The following is an 18,063-nucleotide window of genomic DNA, read 5'->3' as shown; positions in this document are numbered from 1 at the left end:
TGTATAATGGCTAGGCTTAAACCTGTAGCATTGATATCAGCCTTCGAGCTTAGAAGGGAGTCTAATAAGAGGACTCTCTGGCTTGTTATTGCCCTCATGGCCCTACCGCTTATTGTAGCGTTCATCGTGAGGTCTTATGCAAGCTCCAGTGTTAGTGACCCTATGCTTTGGGCCACCATCATGGGGTTTAGGGTTGGGGATTCACTGGCGGCTCTAGGAGTGACTACCCTGAGCGTGATATCATGGGGGTGGCTGATAGCTATACTCTTCGGCGGTGACCTGCTGGCGGCGGACCTAGTAGACGGGTTAGCAGCCCTCGTACTCGCTAGGCCGATATCGAGGCTAGAATACGTTCTCGGGAAGGCGCTTGCTGCTTTTGTAATGATGCTCGCAGTATTCATAACGGGCGGTGTAAGCGTATATGGGGCGGCTTGGATTATTGGGGGGCCCCAGACTGGTTTCTTGGAGGTTCTCTTGCTCTCCATGCTTGTAGCGGTAGGGTCCCTCCCTCTACTCCTACTGTCTGCATGGTTTGGGATGAAATTCCGTAAGCCTGTGACCGGCTATGTTTTGGGCTTCGTAGCTTACTTTGTATCCTCTATATCCGTTGGTATGCTGGCCGCCTACTATGTTGCTGTGAGGCATAGTGAAGAGCTGGCCTTCAAGGCTGCGAACCTGGCGAGAGCGTACCTCCCTATCTATGATCTAGGATTCCTTAGCCGGGCAGTCTACGGGCTCCTACACCCGGAGGAGGCGGGGACCGTGTACATTGGAGGGGTGGAGGTCCAGGTCATCCCAACCAGCTATCTCCTGCATGCAGTAGCAGGCCTGGTGATATGGATAACTGCTATGATCCTATTGTTGTGGAAGACGTTGAGGAGGATGGATGTTTAGCCGGAAACCTTCTCCTTGAACTCCCTGACGAGCGCCTCCCCCCTCTCCTCAACGAGCCTCGTGAAGGTTAGATGCTTCTCCTCGATCTTAGCCAGCGATTCCTTGAGGGCCTTCTCCGCCTCCTCGTGGAGCTTCCCTAGAAGCTTTTCCTGGAGCTCCTTCGGCATCTCCACTAGCCCACACCCATTGGCTTCCCCCCTCCTATCGGCTAATAAAAGCTAGTCATCTGCACCGCTAAGGCCTGGGAGTGCATATGGATGCAAAGTGTAGGCTTGGGGAGGGTAGGGTTCTATTGGTGGAATGCTTGAATGAGGTGTTCTGCAACCAGTTGGAGAGGGCTGGTGCGAAGAGGGGGGAGACTATTGACCCCTTGGAGGCCGCGTACCAGCTTGTGAGGGGCAGGCTCGCAGTAGAGGGGCTCCCGTGGGGCTGGATAGGCGGTATCCAGCTTGCAAGCATGACTGTGGGGGATCCGGATCTCTTCATAGTCTACTATGACTTGAGGCGTAGGGGTAGGAGGGTTAGGAGGGGGATTAGGGAGAGGACTCTCCGAGTCGCCCGGGGAGAGGGTAGGGAGCTAGAGGTTCTCGTATTAAGCGAGGGGGCCAAGACGACGTTCCGCGACATAGCCGAGTGGAGCAGGCTCGCGGCGAGGGACGGCTTCACCCCGGTAGTCGCTATCGTTGACGGTTATGGAGTGGTAACCTACTATGAGGCTAGGAGGACCCAGAGCCTCTCATAGCCGAGTAACTAGGAGCGAGGAGGAAAGGGCGGCGAGGGAGGGTATTAGGGAGGGGACCCTCCCCCTCCACAGCACGGTCCCCGGTATGGGTATAAGGGGAGAGACTGCCAGTATGAGGGAGGCCATCGCCTCCAAGCCCTCAGCCCCCAACCCCGGCATTTGACCCGTCGAGCCTATGCTCGCTATAGCCTTCACTATGTAGATTGAGACTGCCGGGATCACTGTTGCTAGACCCGTCAATACTAGCCCCTGCCCCCTCGCTGAATGGACAGCCTCCTTAGCAGACTCTACGATCCTTAGTATGCTTGACAGGGCCTCCGCCGCCCCTATCTTTCCGGCGTAGCCGAGTGCTTTGATCAACGCCTTTATCGACCTCGATGCAACGGGTACTGCACGGGATAGGTGGTCTTCGAGGAACCTCCCATACTTCGCTCCCGCAGCCGCCTCCCTCAGGGCTGAGAGGGCCTCCTCCTCGATCCGGGAGAAACGCTTGTGTAGGTGCTCGTAGAGGCCAGCAGCTATAGCGAGCACGGCTAGCCCCGCTAGGGCTCCAGAGATATACGTGGCTAGGGAGGAGATGATAGCTGCGAGCAGTGCTCCTAGGGTATAGTATACCCCTACCTCTACCTCGCCCAAGTTGGGTCTAGTCATCACCAATAATATGCCGGATACTAGTGATAGAATGGCGGCGACTAATACTGCTGGGGCTCCAGAGTAGCCTGATAAGAGGCTTAGCGGCGCCAGTACGACTGATGCTAGAACGGTTGCGGTGAGCGCCTCTACAAGGCCCCTGCCTAGGTCTATGTAGGATCTCCACTGGCTCCTCGTCTCGTTAACCGCCTCTTCGAGGAGGCTGAGGGTTACCTGGCTCTTAGGCGACCCGATCTCCTGGGAGTGGACGTAGTCTAGTAGTATTTCTCGCAGCCTCCTAGAGGGGGTGGTTGATGCGAGCTCCTTCAACGCTGTAATAGGGTCGTGGCCGAGGTCTAGGAGGAACCTCAGCCTGTCAGCCTCCCATTCGAACCATGGAAAGAATTCTCTGGGCGCAGCGGCTAGAACGTTTGCCAGGTACTTGGGCCCCGCGGAGTATGGGAGAGCGTATGATAGGAGGGAGGGGAGCTCCCTAGAGACTTCATGGGCTAGGACCAGCCTCCAGGCCATGGGGAGTATGTAGGGTGTGAGTGCGAGGAGAATTGACACCACGGGTAGGATTAGAGCGTAGGGTTTTGGCAGCAGTAGGGAGAGTGGGGAAGCTGCGGCTAGAAGGAGGGCTGTTAGTAGTGTGAGGCGCATGATCCTCCTCATAGTGGCGGAGGCCCTTGGCCCTAGAAGGATGGGGCTAGCAGTGCTCAATGCAACCCTATCCGCCTCGGACTCGATGGCTTCGGCGAGCTTCTTGATGGGTGAGAGGGGCATTTCTATGAGTCCACCCCGTACTTTCTCGAATAGTATTTTGCGAGGCTGGCGTAGAATACTTCTCCTGGATGATTAATCCTCTCCTCGAGGAACCGGGCTCTCTCCTCCAGCTCTGCCTCTAGGCTCCCACCAGGCATCCCCAGTCTGACCCATGCCTCCCGGAGCGCGCTGCTCCTCTCAACCACCTCCTCGCTCCTCTTAGGGGTGAGGGAGTCTGCCTCGGGCTTCCATTGGAAGATTGTTACTAGTTCATCGTCTTGTATCTCTGTTATCGAGGTAACCCTCCTGAGGAAGCCTCCTCCAACGACAGGGATTCTCTGTATGTGTACGAAGGCCGTGATTATCCGGAGGAATAGGGGTGGGAGGCTGATGGGATCGAGTCTAAGCCTTAGTATTGCCGCCTCGGGTGAGTCTGCATGGAACGTGGTGAGGCTTCCATGGCCGCTTGCCGCCGCCTGGGCTAGTAGGCGGGCTTCTCTTCCCCTCACCTCGCCTACTATTACGTGGTCTGCTCTCCTCCTTAGGGCGAAGCGGAGGAGGTCTTCGAGGTCAACCTCCTCTATATCCTCTCCCGGTATCCGGGGCCTGGTTACGAGTGAGTCCCAGTGCCTATGGTATAGTCTCACCTCTGGAGTGTCCTCTATCGTGACGATCCTGTGATGCGGCGGGATGAGGCCTGCGAGTGCTTGGAGGAGCGTCGTCTTCCCGGCCCCCATGCTCCCTATTATCATTATGAAGCTGTGTGCCTCTACCAGCAGCCAGAGGTAGGCTGCGGCGATCGGTGTTAATACGCGGGTTGCTAGGAGGTCTGTTATCGATACGGGCTTCTCCGGGTACTTTCGGAGCACTATGCTTGTCCCATGCCGTGTTACCTCCCTTCCGAGGGTTACGGCTATCCTGTGCCCGTCACTAGTGATCCCTTCAGCGTAGGGTGTTGCGAGGCTGAGGAGTCTCCCGGCTTTCCTGGCCAGCTGTATTGCTATAGAGTCCAGCTCAGCCTCTCCCAGGGTGAGGTCTACGTCTATCCAGTAGCCTGGTATGAACCTGTGGAGGACTGAGACCCTGTTGCCGGGACCGTCAACTGTGATCTCCTCTATGTTATCGTCTATTATGAGGGGGTAGAGCTTCCCGTAGCCGCTTGCCCTCTTCCGGGCGTGGTACTTCTCTGCATCCCCTCGAGGGTGCTTTACACCCGCTATTATATCGTATATAACGTCTTCCGGGGGCTCCCGGGGCTCTACTATGCGGAGGCGGAAGAATCCGTACTCGTCTACGTAGAGGTAGTATTCTACAGGCCCCACCTTGTAGTGTCCCTTAATCCTACCCGCGTCAATCGGCTCGACGAAACCAGCCTCTTCAGCGACGGGTTTAGCTCTAGCCTCCCTCCCAGTACTCCTGCTTTTCTGGAAAAATTTTTGGAGTAGATTCAAGGCTAGGGACCCTCCCGGGGTAGCGGTGCTATCCCGCCAGCTGTACAGGCTCGGACTCGTAAACCTGGCCGTTGACCTCGTATGTTACATAGGCTGCGGCGGGCTTCTCACTAGTCTTCAGCATTACGTTGATCTTCTCTCCAGGCTGGACCTCTGCCGGTAGAGTGCCGCTTCTCAGCAGGCTGGCTTTGATAGTGTTGCCGTTATCGTCTAGGAGAGTCACGTTTACAACTGTGATCGGCTGGTCGTTCTGGTTCGAGATAGTCACTTTCACTAGAGTGGTGTTGGCGTTTAGCACCAGGGCTGATGGATTGACTACTACGTCCTCGGATAGCCCCTTGATCTTGGTGAAGCTGTCCTGGAAGTAGTGGTATACCAGCATTCCTCCCAGCACTGTCGCGCTTATTAGGAGGACGCTCGCTATGAGGGGTGATAGTCCTCTCCTCCTCACCACTCGACCACCTCTCATCGATTAATGGTGGTGGAGGAGGGATGGTGATTGGTGTTTGAATGAACAATTCTTTATAAGGAGGCGAGACATGTCACTCGGAGGGTGTATTATTGTGGAGCCTGTCGAGGACGTAAGAGTTAGGCCCGACGCCACGATAGAGGAGTTGATCGAGTGGTACTCGCGCATCCACGGGTTCATGGCGGGACACCTTGTTGAAGCTGTAAAGCTCCTGAGGAGGGCGTTGAGAGAGTCTAACCTGCGTATACTCACCTTCACAGCGAACCTGGTCTCGACGGGCCTGAGAGGAGTATTCGCCCAGCTTATACGGGAGGGGCTCTTCAACGTTGTCTTCACCACTGCAGGGACCCTGGACCACGACATAGCCAGGGCTAATGGTGGAAGGTATCTCAAGGGCTACTTCGACGCTGATGATAAGAGCCTTGCCCGGGAAGGATACCATAGGCTAGGCAACATCTTCATCCCAGTCGAGGACTATGGGCCCAAAGTTGAGGCGTTCGTGAGACGGCTCGTTGAGGAGGCTAGGAAGGAGAAGGAGAGGTGGGGCGTCTACGAGATACTCGACCTCGCAGGATCAATGATCGAGGATGAGAACAGCATACTCAGGGCCGCCCACGAGAGTGGAGCCAAGATCTTCGTACCCGGCTGGCCCGACGGCGCCTTCGGCACTGCAATGTTCATGGAGAGTCAGGCGGGGAGGGGTGTAACTCTAGACTACTACATAGACATGAAGCTGCTCTCAGACATATTCTTCGACAGGAGCGGGAAGGCTACAGCACTCATAATAGGCGGCGGGATAAGCAAACACCACGCAATATGGTGGAGCCAGTTCCGAGAGGGCCTAGACTACACGGTATACGTAACCACCGCCGTCGAGTACGACGGCAGCCTCAGTGGGGCTAGGCCAAGGGAGGCTATAACATGGGGGAAGGTGAAGCCGGAGGCATCGAAGGTGGTAGTGTACGGGGACGCCACCATAATAGTCCCCATCCTAGCAGCTGGTATACTTGGTACGCGGAGCTAGCAGCCCGGGCCCTCAGCAGAGCCAGGAGTAAGGGCTGGAACAGGATAACCGGCCTAGACCCTGCGCCTAGAGGAGAGACAGGATACGCAGAGTTAATAGTATCCGGCTCCCATGTAACGTCATGCAGGACCCTCAAGGCGAGTATTGAAGACATCCTTCCAAGGCTGCGGCCCGGCATACTTGTTGTAGACGCCCCACTACACCCTCCCTACCATGGGTATAGGGCTTCGGAGAGGATGCTCCTCGAAAACGTGCCGGGCGCCAGGCTCTTACCAGGCGGCCTCCCCGGGATGAGGCTCCTGTCACTCCTCGGCTACTCCATCCTCCACCTATCTGTGGAGGCGGGCATCATAGTCTTTGAAACCCATCCTGGAAGTATCCGTAGGATCCATAGGCTCCCAGTCATTGGAGGGAAGGATATCTACGATGCGGTATTAGCAGCCTCGGCTGGTCTCTGTGCCTTACTGGGTGAATCCTACTATATAGTAGCGGGGGATGGCTTGATAGTTTTCCCGGGGAGAAAGTGTAAAGCATTTATAATAAAAATGATTAGAGAGTGTCTTGGAGGGGTTACTTCTTAACTCCCCAGAGCTTCTTTATGATGACCTTGAACCCTGCGCTTACGCTGTCAAGAACCTTGGGGTGAAGCTGCATCCTAACCCTCTCTGGCGGCGGGTAGTCCTGGCTCAGCTGGTAGGCCGTAGCAAGCGCCTCTGTCAGCAACTTGTGGGCTCCCTTGTATGGATCCTGCTTTATGAAGCCCTCGAAGTAGGGGATCCAGTCCTGTGGACGCCTGCTCCTCCTGATGAGGACTATGAATCCGCCTACCACAGGGCCGATCTCGGGCTTCAACCTGTACCACTTGTACCTGGACTCGTCTCCTCCCTCTTCGGTGATGTAGTCGTACTTCTTGAGGACGTCTACCATGGTCTTGAAGATGTCCTCAGCCATCTTGCCGCCCATCCTAATCATAGTGGATTCTCTAGTTTGCATGGTGCTGCTGCGGAACTGTATTACCGGCCCCCTAGCTGTCTTCCTTAATACGAGCTTCCAGCTCCTATCCTCGAACACTACTATTCACCTCTATCTAGAGCACCACTAGTATAGTATTATTTAATCAAGGGTTTATATATGTCTCGCTCAATGCTGAGATATAGCTGAATCTTCACTAAATAAATATATGATTATACAATGGTAATACATACATACTTAAACAATAACCCGGCTTAAAAAACCTGGTAGAGTTATAAGGGTTCCCCCACCACACTTTTTCATATGGAAATATAGGGTGTAAGGGCTTGACCGGTCATAACGGGGGTTCGCTCAAGAGGAAGATACAACGCCTAGGAGCCTCCTCCCTCATCGTTACTCTCCCTAAGGATTGGGCTAGGAGGAACAAGGTGAATGTTGGAGACATGCTTCATATTTATGATGATGGGGACAAGCTCATCATCGCTCCAGAGAACGCCTCGATGAAGGTCACACTAGACTTCAGCCTCTCGCATTTCAGTGTAGAGAAGCATGCTCCTAGGATAACCCTCTGCACATATGTTTTCGGATTCGATAAGATCATTTTTAAATCTAATAAAAAAATAAAGGAGCCTGTGATAGATAGGATAGGGAAGATGGAAGAGATACTTCCGGGAACTAGGGTCCAGGTTGAGGAGAAGCAGCGGATCATAGTGGATCTGGGAGAGAAGAGCGAGGACCTGCTGGACCTCCTAGTAGACTATGGGAGGAGTATAAGCAGGGTCTTGAACAGGCTCTCCGGCTTCCTAGAGGGGAAAGTACACCTCACTAAAGAAGAACTCGATATGGAGTATGAGAACCTCCTAAAGCTCAACTACCGCCTCCTGAGGACTGCTAACAGTGTCAAGACCACTGATATAATGGAGGAGAGGAAGGCCAGGTACATGGTTAGCGCCTCCAACCTCATAGGCATGGTGAATGACTCGGTTTACAAGTTCGCCCTAGATCTCCTCTACATGATGGGGAACCTGTCGGAGAGCGAGAAGCAGAGGCTATCATTCCTCCTGCAAGTACTAGAGGTGGCAGTGTCGACTGTGGTGCTTAGCCTGGAGCCGCCGAGTGTTAAGAAGGCTGAGGAGTCCTACTGGAAGGTTAGGAGCATTCTAGACCTGGAGGGCAACATTAGGGAGATCGTTGAGAACGATAGTCCAGCATTCACCTACCTCCTAGCCAAGATCATAGATATTGCAAGAATCATAGACATAGCTGAAAACGTGATCCTATGCCACGCTCTCATCACCAAGTTCAACGAGGCCGGAGAGGATGGATCGAAGTGAATTATATCGCCCCCGCAAATACACGGTGTACCCCCAGGGCGGCTATGCGGTGGAACCCCGATTACCGAGCCATCTAGGCGGTGAGGTGACTCCGCATCGCTGAGGCCGCCCGGCTGACCGTCATTTACCATAGCGATTTCCTCCTCCACAGCCCCGAACCCTACGAGCACGTCGAGAACCCTCAGAGGCTTGAAAAGGCTGTAAACGCACTAATCGGGATTAAGGGGTTAGAGTGGAGAGAGCCTCCCCTAGGAGATGCTAGGAGCCTCTACACGCTCGTGCACTCTCCCGAGTACATGGATCAAATATACCGTGCGGCGGAATCGCCTAGTCCAGTCTTCATAGACCCAGACACCTACGTCTCCCCGGGAACCCCTAGAGCCCTCGACAGGCTCGCCGGGGCGGTTGAGGAGGCAGTAGACCAACTACAAAGGAATGAGGGACCCGTCTTCATACTGGGACGTCCTCCAGGGCACCACGCTGGGAGGAAGGGGCCAGCGCTCGGCGCACCCACACTGGGATTCTGCATATTCAACACCTCCGCCCTAGTCGCCACCCTACTCTCAAGGCAGGGTAGGACTGCTGTGCTGGACTTCGACCTCCACCATGGGAATGGGACGCAGGAGATACTGTGGGATACAAGCATACTCCACGTGGATATACACCAGGATCCCTCAACAATCTATCCGGGAACAGGGTATCCGTGGCAGCGAGGCGCCCACAACAACCTTGTGAATATCCTTCTCCCCCCTGGAAGCGGCGATGATATATTCATGGATGCTATAAGCAAGGCATTCGAGAGGATAAGAGACTATGATCCCGAGTATCTCGTGGTCTCAGCGGGGTTCGACGCCTTTCTCGGGGACTTCGCATACATGAGGATCACTGAGGCTGGCTACGAGTATATCGCTGAAGAGATCAAGTCCCTGGAAGCAGGCATAGTAGTGGTCCTCGAGGGCGGATATACCCAGGGCCTATCCAAGGGGCTCCCGTCCTTCACAGCAGCCCTCCTACAGGATAAGCACAGACCCGGACCCCACACTATATCAGAGGAGAGCCTCTGGTACACCTATAGGAGGATCAATACCGGGGTAAGCGTGGAGTAACCCACACCTTACACTCCTACAAACCCTTAAGTAACCCTATCCAATATATTGGATAGGTAGGCAAAGGTGCATGGCCTTGGAAACTCCATACATTGATCCTCAGCTATTAGAAAAAGCTGTAGGACGGGCCCTCGACTCGGGGGCTGAATACGCGGAGGCGAGATTCCACAGGGTGAGGGGCTTCTCCTTCAACCTATTGAATGGACAGCTCATAGGAGCATCCTACAGCGACTCCACCGGCTACGCTGTACGTGCGCTTGTGGAGGGAGGGTTGGGATTCGCCTCCACAGACTCGCTGGATGAAGCATCGCTGTACGAGGCCGTCGATAGGGCTATCCGGGGGGCGAGAGCCTTCTCGTCACTGGCGAAGGAGAAGATAGGCCTCTCCAACGAGAGGCTGGGCACTGCGAGGTACGAGGTTAGCCAGAGGAAGCCTTTGGGTAGCGTGGATGACAGCGACCTGATTGGAATCATACAGGAGATATACAAGTCGATAGACACTAATGTGGGGGTAGATGTAAAGAGCGTTCTGATAGGATTCTCATATAGTATAGAGGATAAGATCCTCGTAACCAGTGACGGTGCACACGTAGAGTCTAGGATCCCTAGGGTCGCGATCTTCTACTCGGTGACGGCAGAGTATGCGGGGGAGAGGGCGAATAGGTGGAACCAGCTCGGCGCCACTGGAGGCCTAGAGCTGGTAGAAGGGCTAAAGCTGAAGGAGAACCTGGAAGACGACTTGAGGAGCCTGAAGATCTACCTGGTTGACGCCGGCAAACCCCCAAGGGGAGAAATGGACGTAGTCCTTGGCCCCGAGATAGTGGGCTTAGCGGTCCACGAGTCAGCAGGCCACCCCAGCGAGGCAGACAGGGTTATGGGTAGAGAGGCTGCACAGGCTGGATTAAGCTATAGGCGTAAGATGAAGCCGGGTGAGAGGATAGGGAGCGATTACTCAACGGTCATAGATGATCCCTCGATACCGGGGAGCTATGGATTCTATCTCTACGATGATGAAGGAGTCCCTGTGAGGCCGCGGTACCTTATAAGAAACGGGATACTGGAGGAGTACCTCCACAACAGGGAGACAGCATACGCGATGGGGACCCATAGCAACGCTGCTGCGAGGGCCAAGGAGTGGTGGGCCGAGCCGATAGTGAGGATGGCCAACACTTACTTCGCCCCGGGAGACTACGAGGTGGACGAGCTGATAGAGGGGGTGAAGCATGGAGTCTACATCAAGAAGTATATGGAGTGGAACATCGACGACTACAGGTGGGTCGCTAGATACGTGGGTCTAGAAGCGTATGAGATCCAGAATGGAAGGATAGGAAGACCGGTAAAGAACCCAGCGCTGGAAGTCAACAGCCTCCAGTTCTACTCGAGCGTGGACGCCGCGGGAAGAGACCTACAATTCTACGCGGGCACCTGCGGGAAGGGAGAGCCCGGCCAAGGGGTGCCCGTATGGTTCGGTGGACCCCACATAAGGTTGAGGGGGGTGAGGATCCTGTGAACGTGGTAGAGCTCGCGGAGGAGGTAGCCCGGGTAATCGGGAGCAGGGTTGACGAGTACACTGTGATTATAGAGGAAGGCTCTTCAACAATGCTGAAGCTCGCCAATGGACAGCCGAGCATAATACAGTCGTGGAGAGACTACCAGGTAGGACTCTATGCTGCCAAGGACAAGAAGATCGTGGGATCAACCTTCCGTTCAACTAGGCCGGAGGAGGTAGTTGAGAAGACTGCGAGGATAATAGAAAAGCTCCAGCCATCACCACTATACGCACCCCTACCAGAGCCGACCGGCAGGCCGTACAGTCTAGTAGATAAGAGGATAGAGGAGATGGCCACCACCGGAGACGTCACCAGGCTCATCGAGGACCTAGAGCTAGAGAACCTGCCAAACGCTGCCGGGGCGATAACAGTATCGGTAAGGAGGAAGGTCCTCAGGGGAAGCAATGGGGCGAGCCTGGAGGGCTCTAAGACCCACTTCAACGGATACATACGCGTCTTTGCAACAGACGATAAGAGTGGCCAGTGGAGCTGGACCTCAACCCGCTACGATCCAGCCTCAGCGAAGAAAGCCATAACCACAGCCATAAAGCTGGCGGAGGAGTGCAACAAGCTGCCGAACATAAAATTAGAGACTGGGAAATACAGGGTTCTACTATCCCCTATGGTTGCTGGTAACCTAATAGAGTATATCGCCCGGGCCGCCTCGGGATCGTCTGTGATATTTGGGATGAGCTTCTTCCGCCCAGACCAGCTTGGAGGAGAGGTTGCCAGCGGACAACTAACGATCCATGACAAGCCCCTCATGGAGGAGCTCCCGGGATTCGCGAGCTTCGACGACGAGGGCGTCGCGACAATAAACAAGCCTATCATAGAGAAGGGGGTGCTCAAGACGTTCCTCCACAACTCCAAGACGGCTAGGCTTCTAGGAGGAAAGACGACCGGTAATGCTGGAGTCATATTCCCGAGAGCATTCAACATAGAGGTGGAGCCGGGAGACCTCGACGACGAGGAGCTAATGGAAGCCCTAGGAAACGGCATCTATGCCACAAACAACTGGTACACTAGGTTCCAGAACTACGCTGAGGGACTATTCTCCACGGTCACTAGGGACGCATTATTCGTGGTCGAGAATGGCAAGCCTGTCGGATGCGCGCCGAGAGCGAGGATAACGGGATCCCTACCAGGACTGATGAAGAGCGTAGAGGCCGTCGGCAGGACTAGGTGGCCGATAGAGTGGTGGGAGGTAGGCATACCCAGCCTCCTACCCCACATCCTAGTAGGAGAGATAGGCATTACGAGCGAGTAGCCGGTCTAAGGCAGGAGGGAGAGGCTGCAACCGGGACTAGTAATGTGATGATGACGCCCTGGCCAAGGGCCAGCGCTGAGGCCTCCAACCCCCCATATTTTACGATAACCGGTAAACCGGTATCCATTGTTGTAGCTCCACCGAGCGCTACCGCTGTACACTTGTACCCCCTCCTAGAGAGAAGGGGGTAGAGGGCTATGTGAAGCGCCTCCCTGAACAGGTTTGCTCCAAAAGCGGCTAGCCCCAGGAGGGGGTCGTATAGCGATACCAGCGGGCCCGCTATACTATACCAGCCCGATGCTAGGCCCGCGAATCCTGCCAGCCGAGGGTTAACACCTAGTAGGAGCCCTACGGTGTAGCCGGAAGCCCACCCAGCAGCCATAACAGCCACTCCCAGTAGGCTCCCTGCAAGCGCAGTCCTCCCCGGCGGGGGACCCTCAACATGGATCATCCTTCCAATACCCGCTCCCGCGGCGAACACTAGTATGTAGAGCAGGATCCTAACTAGTCCTTCAACCTCATACCTTGGGTTGAGGGCTCCCACCGCCACGCCTGCTGATAACGCCACCAGTACTGCTAGGAGGTAGGGGATCCTCACTTGCAGAGCCACCTCAGCTTATGAGCAGCTATAGCCGCGGCTAGGCTAGCTGCCATGGCGGAGGCTAGGAGGAGTAGTATCGCGTATAGGACTTCGATTAATGAGCCCCCTGCACCCGACAATATTCGACCGCCCTCAACGCCTACAAAGAAGACTATGAGGATGACTACCGCCTCCATTATGCGGTCAACGACTCTAGCGGCGCTCTCGTACCCAACCCTGCCGGCAAGGTACCCAGCCACTATACCGGCAACCAGCAGAGCGACCAGCAGCATCCTCGGGGCACACCATTAATGTCTCCGTAACATGGAACACGATATAACTTCCCCCACCAAACACTATTCTATGGGAGAGGATAAGGGTCTCCACACTGATTGGCGGGGAGGAAATGATTTGGTGCTAGACGGGGTAAGAGAGGCAGTCGCTAAGTTCCTCAAAGGAGGCGGAACCTACGAGAAGGCAGTCCAGGAGTTCATACGAGACCTGCAAAAAGAGCTGATCAAGTCAGACGTGAATGTTAAGCTGGTATTCCAGCTTACTAAGAGGATAAAGGAGAGGGCAAGCAAGGAGAAGCCCCCGCCAGGAGCCAGTAAGAGGGAGTGGCTCCTAAAGATCGTGTACGAGGAGCTATCCCAGCTCTTCGGAGGAGACCAGCAGCCCAGAATCCTCCCACCAAAGACACCATGGATAATCCTCCTCGTAGGAGTGCAGGGTAGCGGTAAAACAACAACTGCGGGTAAACTCGCATACTACTATACGAGGAGAGGCTACAAGGTAGCCCTAGTCTCCACCGATACCTTCAGGCCGGGAGCCCTCCAACAGCTTAAGACCCTAGCCGAGAAGGCTGGAGCCATATTCTACGGCGAGGATAAGGGGGACCCTGCAAGGATCGCTGAGAAGGGCATAAAGTACGCTCTAGAGAGGGGGGCCGAGATAATAATAGTTGATACCGCGGGGAGACACGGGTTCGGGGACGAGGAGGCCCTCCTAGACGAGATGAAGAGCATATCCACAGCGATCAACCCTGACGAGGTCATACTCGTCCTCGACGCCGCCATAGGCCAAAAGGCGTACGAGCTCGCCAGAAAGTTCCATGAGGCCACCCCCATAGGGTCCCTCATAGTAACAAAGCTCGACGGCACAGCCCGCGGGGGAGGAGTGCTATCAGCCGCTCGGAGCTACGGGTGCCACTGTTAAATTCATAGGGACAGGGGAGAAGATCGACGAGCTCGAGCCCTTCAGGCCCGCGAAGTTCGTGGGAAGGATACTCGGCCTCGGAGACCTCGAGGCGTTGCTGGAGAAGCTCAAAAGCCTTGAGGAGGCTAGGGAGCTGGAGGAGGCGGCCGAGGACATCCTGAAAGGAAAGATCAACATGAGGGTCATATACAGGCAGCTGAAGAGCATGAGGAAAATGGGACCCCTCAACAAGGTACTCCAGATGCTTCCAGGCTTCGGGTTAATGAGTAAGATAAACGATGAGACAGCGAGGCTCGGGGAGGAGAAGATCAAGAAGTGGCTCGCTATAATAGAGAGCATGACATACCAGGAGCTGGACAAGCCCGAGATCATAGATCGGAGTAGGATGAGGAGGCTAGCCATAGGATCGGGGACCACTACGGAGGATGTCAAGGAGCTCCTAGCCTACTATAAGAATCTCAAGGTTATGATGAAGAGGTTGAAGAGGGATAAGCGATTGCTGAAGAGGCTAGGACTCTCCTAGAAGGCTACAATAGAATACACATAGCACCGGGCCCCCTCACCCTGAGGGAGGCGGCGAGATTCCTATCAATGTCACTACTCATAAGCAACGGGATAAGGAGGGACACGGCCTCTATAGTCTGGGTCGGTGGGAAGTGGATCATTGCCCCTGGAGACTGGGTCCGCCATTTGAGGCCAGATGCGGATACAAGTGAGGGCTGGGTTAGAGCGGTTCTACGCGGGAAGAGGCTGGGCGCGATAGTCCTGGAGGAGCCTCCCATCCTGGATGGAGTGACTGTGCTCCTCCATGAGGGGGAGGTTGGGGGAGGGGAGCTCTCAGCCCTCTACGATGCCTCAACACCGATAGTGCTGTGCTACACGAGCTCTTCTGTAGAGGATTGCTCTGGTAGGGTAGAGGAGATCATACGTGTGCCGGACTGGGGGTATTGGAGGACTGCGATAATAGCGAATATAATTCTCGATAATAATGGTGGTGGGGGCCTTTGCTAGGCCTGCCTCTCCCTAATCCTTATGATCTTGGGCTTCCCCATGATCAGCCAGTACTCTACCGTTACGCCAGGCTCTAGCTTCCCGGCTAGATTCTCGTCCTCGGGCTTCTCGACCTCGAAGGTATCGTAGGTCTCCATATCCATTATCTGAACCATGTCTCCCATGTCGGCCAGTATCTGGCCCAGCCTCTTCTCGATTATGGGTACCTGGACACGAGTGTCTACGGGGGCGATGAGGGTCCTCTTCTGCCCAGTAAATACACCAATGGCGACAACGTGGGCCTTTGCGCTTCCATGCTTACCCGTCTTAGCCTTCGTGATCTCCACTATCCTGCAGGGCTCTCCATCAATCACAATATAGCTGCCCTTTTTCAATTCTCCAAGGCTTGCATAGTTCACACTCACGCCTAGCCACCCATATGACCCAGTAGCTTCTGCTCCCCTTATAAGTGATAGGTGGTAGTGGGGCTCGGCGCTCTTAGAGCAGTCTTCACAGCCTCTACGCCTCTGTTCCCGGGTTCCCCCTCATCGCCCCTATACAAGTACGGGGATTTAATTCAAGTTTTTATCTAACATGGCTACCCAATTATAATAATAGCTGAGGGTTCCTGCGATGGTAGGAGTATTCGACTCCGAAGACATAAGGCTCCTAAGGAGCAGTGTCCGTGAGTTCGGCGAGAAATACCTTGCACCCGTCGCCAAGAAGATTGACGCGGAGAACACTGTCCCCGAAGATATTATTAGGAGTGTCGCAGACATGGGCTACTTCGCCCTAAGAGTCCCCGAAGAGTATGGCGGACCCGGCCTGTCAACCCTGGAGAGCGCCATAGTAGTAGAGGAGCTTGCAAGGTACTCCAGCGCCGTAGCTATAATGGCTACGGTCTCGGGGACTATGGTTGCATACCCCCTAGTCCACTATGCAAGCGACGAGATCAAAGAGAGGTACCTTAAAAGGCTGGCTGATGGGGAGATCGGAGCCTTCGCCCTAACCGAGCCCTGCTGTGGAACAGATGCTGCCGCGGTCACCACTAGGGCCAGGCTTGACGGGAACGAGTGGGTCATAAACGGTAGGAAGACATTCATAACAAACTCGCCCTATGCAAGCTTCTTCCTAGTAGCGGCTAGAACTGGGAGTCCAGAGGACCGCCACCGCGGCGTATCTCTCTTCGTAGTCGACAAGTCTGACTGCATTGAGGTTTCAAAGCTTGAAATGATGGGTTACAGGGGGAGTGGGACCAGCGAGGTCGTTTTCGAAGACTGCAGGGTCCCCAAGGAAAATATTATTGGAGAGGTGAACAAGGGCTTCAAGATCGTTATGGACGCCCTAAACGAGGGCAGGATCATAACAGCCGCCACAGGCCTAGGCATCATGCAGGCGGCGTTCGACGAGGCACTAGAATACAGCAAGCAAAGGGAGTCCATGGGCAAGCCCCTAATACAGCACCAGATGGTCCAGTCGATGATAGCAGAGATGAAGCTGCTCCTAGAGGCGACGCGCCAGCTCATATACACTGCCGCGGTAAAGGTAGATAACGGGGAGCCAGACTACCCCCTCTGGAGCAGCCTTGCAAAACTGGCGGCCGCAAAGTGGGGAGTAGACCTAGTCAGGATGGCGATGCAGGTGTTAGGGGGTATAGGATTTAGTAGGGAGAGCCCTGTAGAGCGCTACTATAGGGACATAAAGATGATAGAGATTGGCGACGGGACCAATGAGGTCCAGAAGATGGTTATAGTCAAAGCCCTTCTCGGCAAGGTCAGGGCTCCCAGAACCTAGCGAGGGCACCATAGCCACTGGCCTCCCATTCTTCCAAAACTATACGCTTTATACATTCCTCAATTACATGGGAAAAAGGGGTGTAAAGGCTTGACCCTCCACGCTTTTCCTAGAAGGATATACTGGGGCGAGAGCGTAGAAGACGTCCTAGGCACCCTCGCAAGCGAGCACAGCCTCAAGAGGGTGCTCGTCGTAACCGACAAAGTACTATCCGGCCTCGACTGGTTCAAGAGCATCACAGAATCACTCAAGAATACTGGGGTAGAGGTAATAGTCTACAATGACGTACCCCCAGAGCCACCCATAGATATTGGTGAGAAGATCACTGCATCACTCCCCCGAGATGGAATAGACGCTATCATAGCAGTGGGAGGGGGTAGTGTGATAGACGCTGCCAAAGCGGCTAAGGTCAAGCTCCTCCGACCCGATGTGGGAGTCGAGGATGTAGCCCCCTTCAACCCCCTCGGTATAGACCTCGAGGAGCCCCTACTAATAGCGATACCAACCACCGCCGGGACAGGCAGTGATGCCAGCTACGGCATAGTCCTCACAAAGGAGGAGGGAGGGAATAGAGAGAAGATTGATGTGGGAAGCTACGAGATCATACCCTATGCCTCCATACTAGACCCACGGCTGCCCAAGAGCGCGCCGAGACACATCATTGTGGGAGCCGGCCTCGACGCTCTAGGCCACAGCATTGAAGCCCTCTCATCAAATCAAGCAACACCCCTAACCGACGCACTCGCCGAGAGGGCGGCGGAGGAGGTCCTATTATGGCTTCCAAAGGCCGTAGGAGGAGATATGGAGGCGATGGCCCACGTCCACCTAGCAGCGACAATGGCTGGGATAGCATTCACTAATGGCGGATTAGGCCTTATACACGCGATAGCCCACCCGCTAGGGGCTAAGCTCCACATACACCATGGAACAACTGTTGGCATAGTCACGCCATACGTTGTAGAATATAATAGTAGGGACCCTCATGTCGCTGCAAAGTACAAGAGGCTAAAAACAGTCCTCGAGGAGATACACGGCTGGGAGAAGCGGGAAAGCCTATCAGACCATATAAGGGCGTTCTACGATGAACTGGGATTCAAGCCGAGGCTGAGGGACCACGGCGTTGGAGAGGAGGATTTCATAGAGGCGAAGCACTGGGTTCTAGAGGAGGCGTACCACGATCCAAGCATGGCCTTCGCCCCAATAATACCGACGCCCGAGGAGCTGGAGGAGATTCTGGACAAGCTATACTAAACGGTCCCCCATATGCAAGTACTAATACG

At 54.8% G+C, this 18,063-nt stretch carries 19 protein-coding genes and 1 pseudogene; 12 read left to right on the top strand and 8 right to left on the bottom strand.

Annotation, left to right across the window (positions count from 1 at the left end; all coding sequences use genetic code 11):
* The first annotated feature begins 6 nt into the window (after positions 1-6).
* Entirely contained in the window at positions 7-894 is an 888-nt protein-coding gene (locus ACZ47H_RS01150) for an ABC transporter permease (protein ID WP_464933396.1), read from the top strand.
* Here the strand turns inward: ACZ47H_RS01150 and ACZ47H_RS01145 are convergent.
* Positions 891-1,067 (bottom strand): hypothetical protein, encoded by a 177-nt coding sequence (locus ACZ47H_RS01145; protein WP_464933395.1) that lies wholly within the window; start codon positions 1,065-1,067, stop codon positions 891-893. The two genes, ACZ47H_RS01150 and ACZ47H_RS01145, sit on opposite strands and share 4 nt — an antisense overlap.
* Positions 1,068-1,147: 80 nt before the next feature.
* Here ACZ47H_RS01145 and ACZ47H_RS01140 point away from each other — a divergent pair, with 80 nt between their 5' ends.
* Positions 1,148-1,636: an SEN2-like domain-containing protein gene (locus tag ACZ47H_RS01140; RefSeq protein WP_464933394.1), complete on the top strand. Its 489-nt coding sequence runs from the start codon at positions 1,148-1,150 to the stop codon at positions 1,634-1,636.
* Here ACZ47H_RS01140 and ACZ47H_RS01135 read toward each other — a convergent pair.
* The 3 genes from ACZ47H_RS01135 to ACZ47H_RS01125 are packed head-to-tail and all read right to left on the bottom strand — an operon-like array spanning position 1,631 to position 4,936.
* Positions 1,631-3,052, bottom strand: coding sequence for a hypothetical protein (locus ACZ47H_RS01135; RefSeq protein ID WP_464933393.1), 1,422 nt, complete (start codon positions 3,050-3,052; stop codon positions 1,631-1,633). The two genes, ACZ47H_RS01140 and ACZ47H_RS01135, sit on opposite strands and share 6 nt — an antisense overlap.
* A 2-nt stretch (positions 3,053-3,054) precedes the next feature.
* On the bottom strand, positions 3,055-4,482 hold the full coding sequence (locus ACZ47H_RS01130; protein ID WP_464933392.1) for a type II/IV secretion system ATPase subunit: 1,428 nt from the start codon (positions 4,480-4,482) through the stop codon (positions 3,055-3,057).
* 28 nt (positions 4,483-4,510) lie between these two features.
* Positions 4,511-4,936: an archaellin/type IV pilin N-terminal domain-containing protein gene (locus ACZ47H_RS01125; protein ID WP_464933391.1), complete on the bottom strand. Its 426-nt coding sequence runs from the start codon at positions 4,934-4,936 to the stop codon at positions 4,511-4,513.
* A 109-nt stretch (positions 4,937-5,045) separates the two neighbouring features.
* On the opposite strand from ACZ47H_RS01125, the gene ACZ47H_RS01120 reads away from it, so the two are divergent.
* Both ACZ47H_RS01120 and ACZ47H_RS01115 read left to right on the top strand, forming a co-directional pair.
* Positions 5,046-5,975 carry a deoxyhypusine synthase gene (locus ACZ47H_RS01120; protein ID WP_464933390.1) on the top strand — a complete coding sequence of 310 codons (930 nt, stop codon included), beginning with the start codon at positions 5,046-5,048 and terminating at the stop codon, positions 5,973-5,975.
* Entirely contained in the window at positions 5,873-6,556 is a 684-nt protein-coding gene (locus ACZ47H_RS01115) for a hypothetical protein (RefSeq protein WP_464933389.1), read from the top strand. Before ACZ47H_RS01120 ends, ACZ47H_RS01115 begins: the two co-directional genes overlap by 103 nt.
* On the opposite strand, the gene ACZ47H_RS01110 is transcribed toward ACZ47H_RS01115, so the two are convergent.
* Positions 6,546-7,046 carry a hypothetical protein gene (locus ACZ47H_RS01110; RefSeq protein ID WP_464933388.1) on the bottom strand — a complete coding sequence of 167 codons (501 nt, stop codon included), beginning with the start codon at positions 7,044-7,046 and terminating at the stop codon, positions 6,546-6,548. The two genes, ACZ47H_RS01115 and ACZ47H_RS01110, sit on opposite strands and share 11 nt — an antisense overlap.
* A gap of 227 nt (positions 7,047-7,273) precedes the next feature.
* Here ACZ47H_RS01110 and ACZ47H_RS01105 point away from each other — a divergent pair, with 227 nt between their 5' ends.
* The 4 genes from ACZ47H_RS01105 to ACZ47H_RS01090 all read left to right on the top strand — a co-directional run bounded on the left by ACZ47H_RS01105 (position 7,274) and on the right by ACZ47H_RS01090 (position 12,204).
* Positions 7,274-8,281, top strand: a complete 1,008-nt coding sequence (locus tag ACZ47H_RS01105; protein WP_464933387.1) for an AbrB/MazE/SpoVT family DNA-binding domain-containing protein — start codon at positions 7,274-7,276, stop codon at positions 8,279-8,281.
* A 95-nt stretch (positions 8,282-8,376) separates the two neighbouring features.
* On the top strand, positions 8,377-9,387 hold the full coding sequence (locus ACZ47H_RS01100) for a histone deacetylase family protein (RefSeq protein WP_464933905.1): 1,011 nt from the start codon (positions 8,377-8,379) through the stop codon (positions 9,385-9,387).
* A gap of 76 nt (positions 9,388-9,463) precedes the next feature.
* Positions 9,464-10,897: a TldD/PmbA family protein gene (locus ACZ47H_RS01095; RefSeq protein ID WP_464933386.1), complete on the top strand. Its 1,434-nt coding sequence runs from the start codon at positions 9,464-9,466 to the stop codon at positions 10,895-10,897.
* Positions 10,894-12,204, top strand: coding sequence for a TldD/PmbA family protein (locus tag ACZ47H_RS01090; protein WP_464933385.1), 1,311 nt, complete (start codon positions 10,894-10,896; stop codon positions 12,202-12,204). The genes ACZ47H_RS01095 and ACZ47H_RS01090 overlap by 4 nt, the downstream gene beginning before the upstream one ends.
* Here the strand turns inward: ACZ47H_RS01090 and ACZ47H_RS01085 are convergent.
* Together ACZ47H_RS01085 and ACZ47H_RS01080 are read right to left on the bottom strand one after the other, a co-directional pair.
* Positions 12,191-12,802 carry a LysO family transporter gene (locus tag ACZ47H_RS01085; protein ID WP_464933384.1) on the bottom strand — a complete coding sequence of 204 codons (612 nt, stop codon included), beginning with the start codon at positions 12,800-12,802 and terminating at the stop codon, positions 12,191-12,193. The two genes, ACZ47H_RS01090 and ACZ47H_RS01085, sit on opposite strands and share 14 nt — an antisense overlap.
* On the bottom strand, positions 12,799-13,077 hold the full coding sequence (locus tag ACZ47H_RS01080) for a hypothetical protein (RefSeq protein WP_464933383.1): 279 nt from the start codon (positions 13,075-13,077) through the stop codon (positions 12,799-12,801). The genes ACZ47H_RS01085 and ACZ47H_RS01080 overlap by 4 nt, the downstream gene beginning before the upstream one ends.
* 121 nt (positions 13,078-13,198) lie before the next feature.
* Between ACZ47H_RS01080 and ACZ47H_RS01075 the strand changes: the two are divergent.
* Both ACZ47H_RS01075 and ACZ47H_RS01070 read left to right on the top strand, forming a co-directional pair.
* Positions 13,199-14,522: pseudogene (locus ACZ47H_RS01075) on the top strand (signal recognition particle protein Srp54).
* Positions 14,523-14,590: 68 nt separating this feature from the next.
* On the top strand, positions 14,591-15,010 hold the full coding sequence (locus tag ACZ47H_RS01070; RefSeq protein WP_464933382.1) for a hypothetical protein: 420 nt from the start codon (positions 14,591-14,593) through the stop codon (positions 15,008-15,010).
* Here the strand turns inward: ACZ47H_RS01070 and ACZ47H_RS01065 are convergent.
* Positions 15,007-15,414: a translation initiation factor IF-5A gene (locus tag ACZ47H_RS01065; RefSeq protein WP_464933381.1), complete on the bottom strand. Its 408-nt coding sequence runs from the start codon at positions 15,412-15,414 to the stop codon at positions 15,007-15,009. The two genes, ACZ47H_RS01070 and ACZ47H_RS01065, sit on opposite strands and share 4 nt — an antisense overlap.
* Positions 15,415-15,622: 208 nt before the next feature.
* On the opposite strand from ACZ47H_RS01065, the gene ACZ47H_RS01060 reads away from it, so the two are divergent.
* Both ACZ47H_RS01060 and ACZ47H_RS01055 read left to right on the top strand, forming a co-directional pair.
* On the top strand, positions 15,623-16,783 hold the full coding sequence (locus ACZ47H_RS01060; protein ID WP_464933380.1) for an acyl-CoA dehydrogenase family protein: 1,161 nt from the start codon (positions 15,623-15,625) through the stop codon (positions 16,781-16,783).
* A 90-nt stretch (positions 16,784-16,873) separates the two neighbouring features.
* Complete coding sequence (locus ACZ47H_RS01055; RefSeq protein ID WP_464933379.1) at positions 16,874-18,034, top strand: iron-containing alcohol dehydrogenase; 1,161 nt, start codon at positions 16,874-16,876, stop codon at positions 18,032-18,034.
* Positions 18,035-18,063 lie beyond the last annotated feature (29 nt).

Source organism: Thermodiscus maritimus (assembly GCF_055382595.1).
Note: the sequence above shows the minus strand (reverse complement) of the source record. Positions and strands in the feature narration are given on the sequence as shown.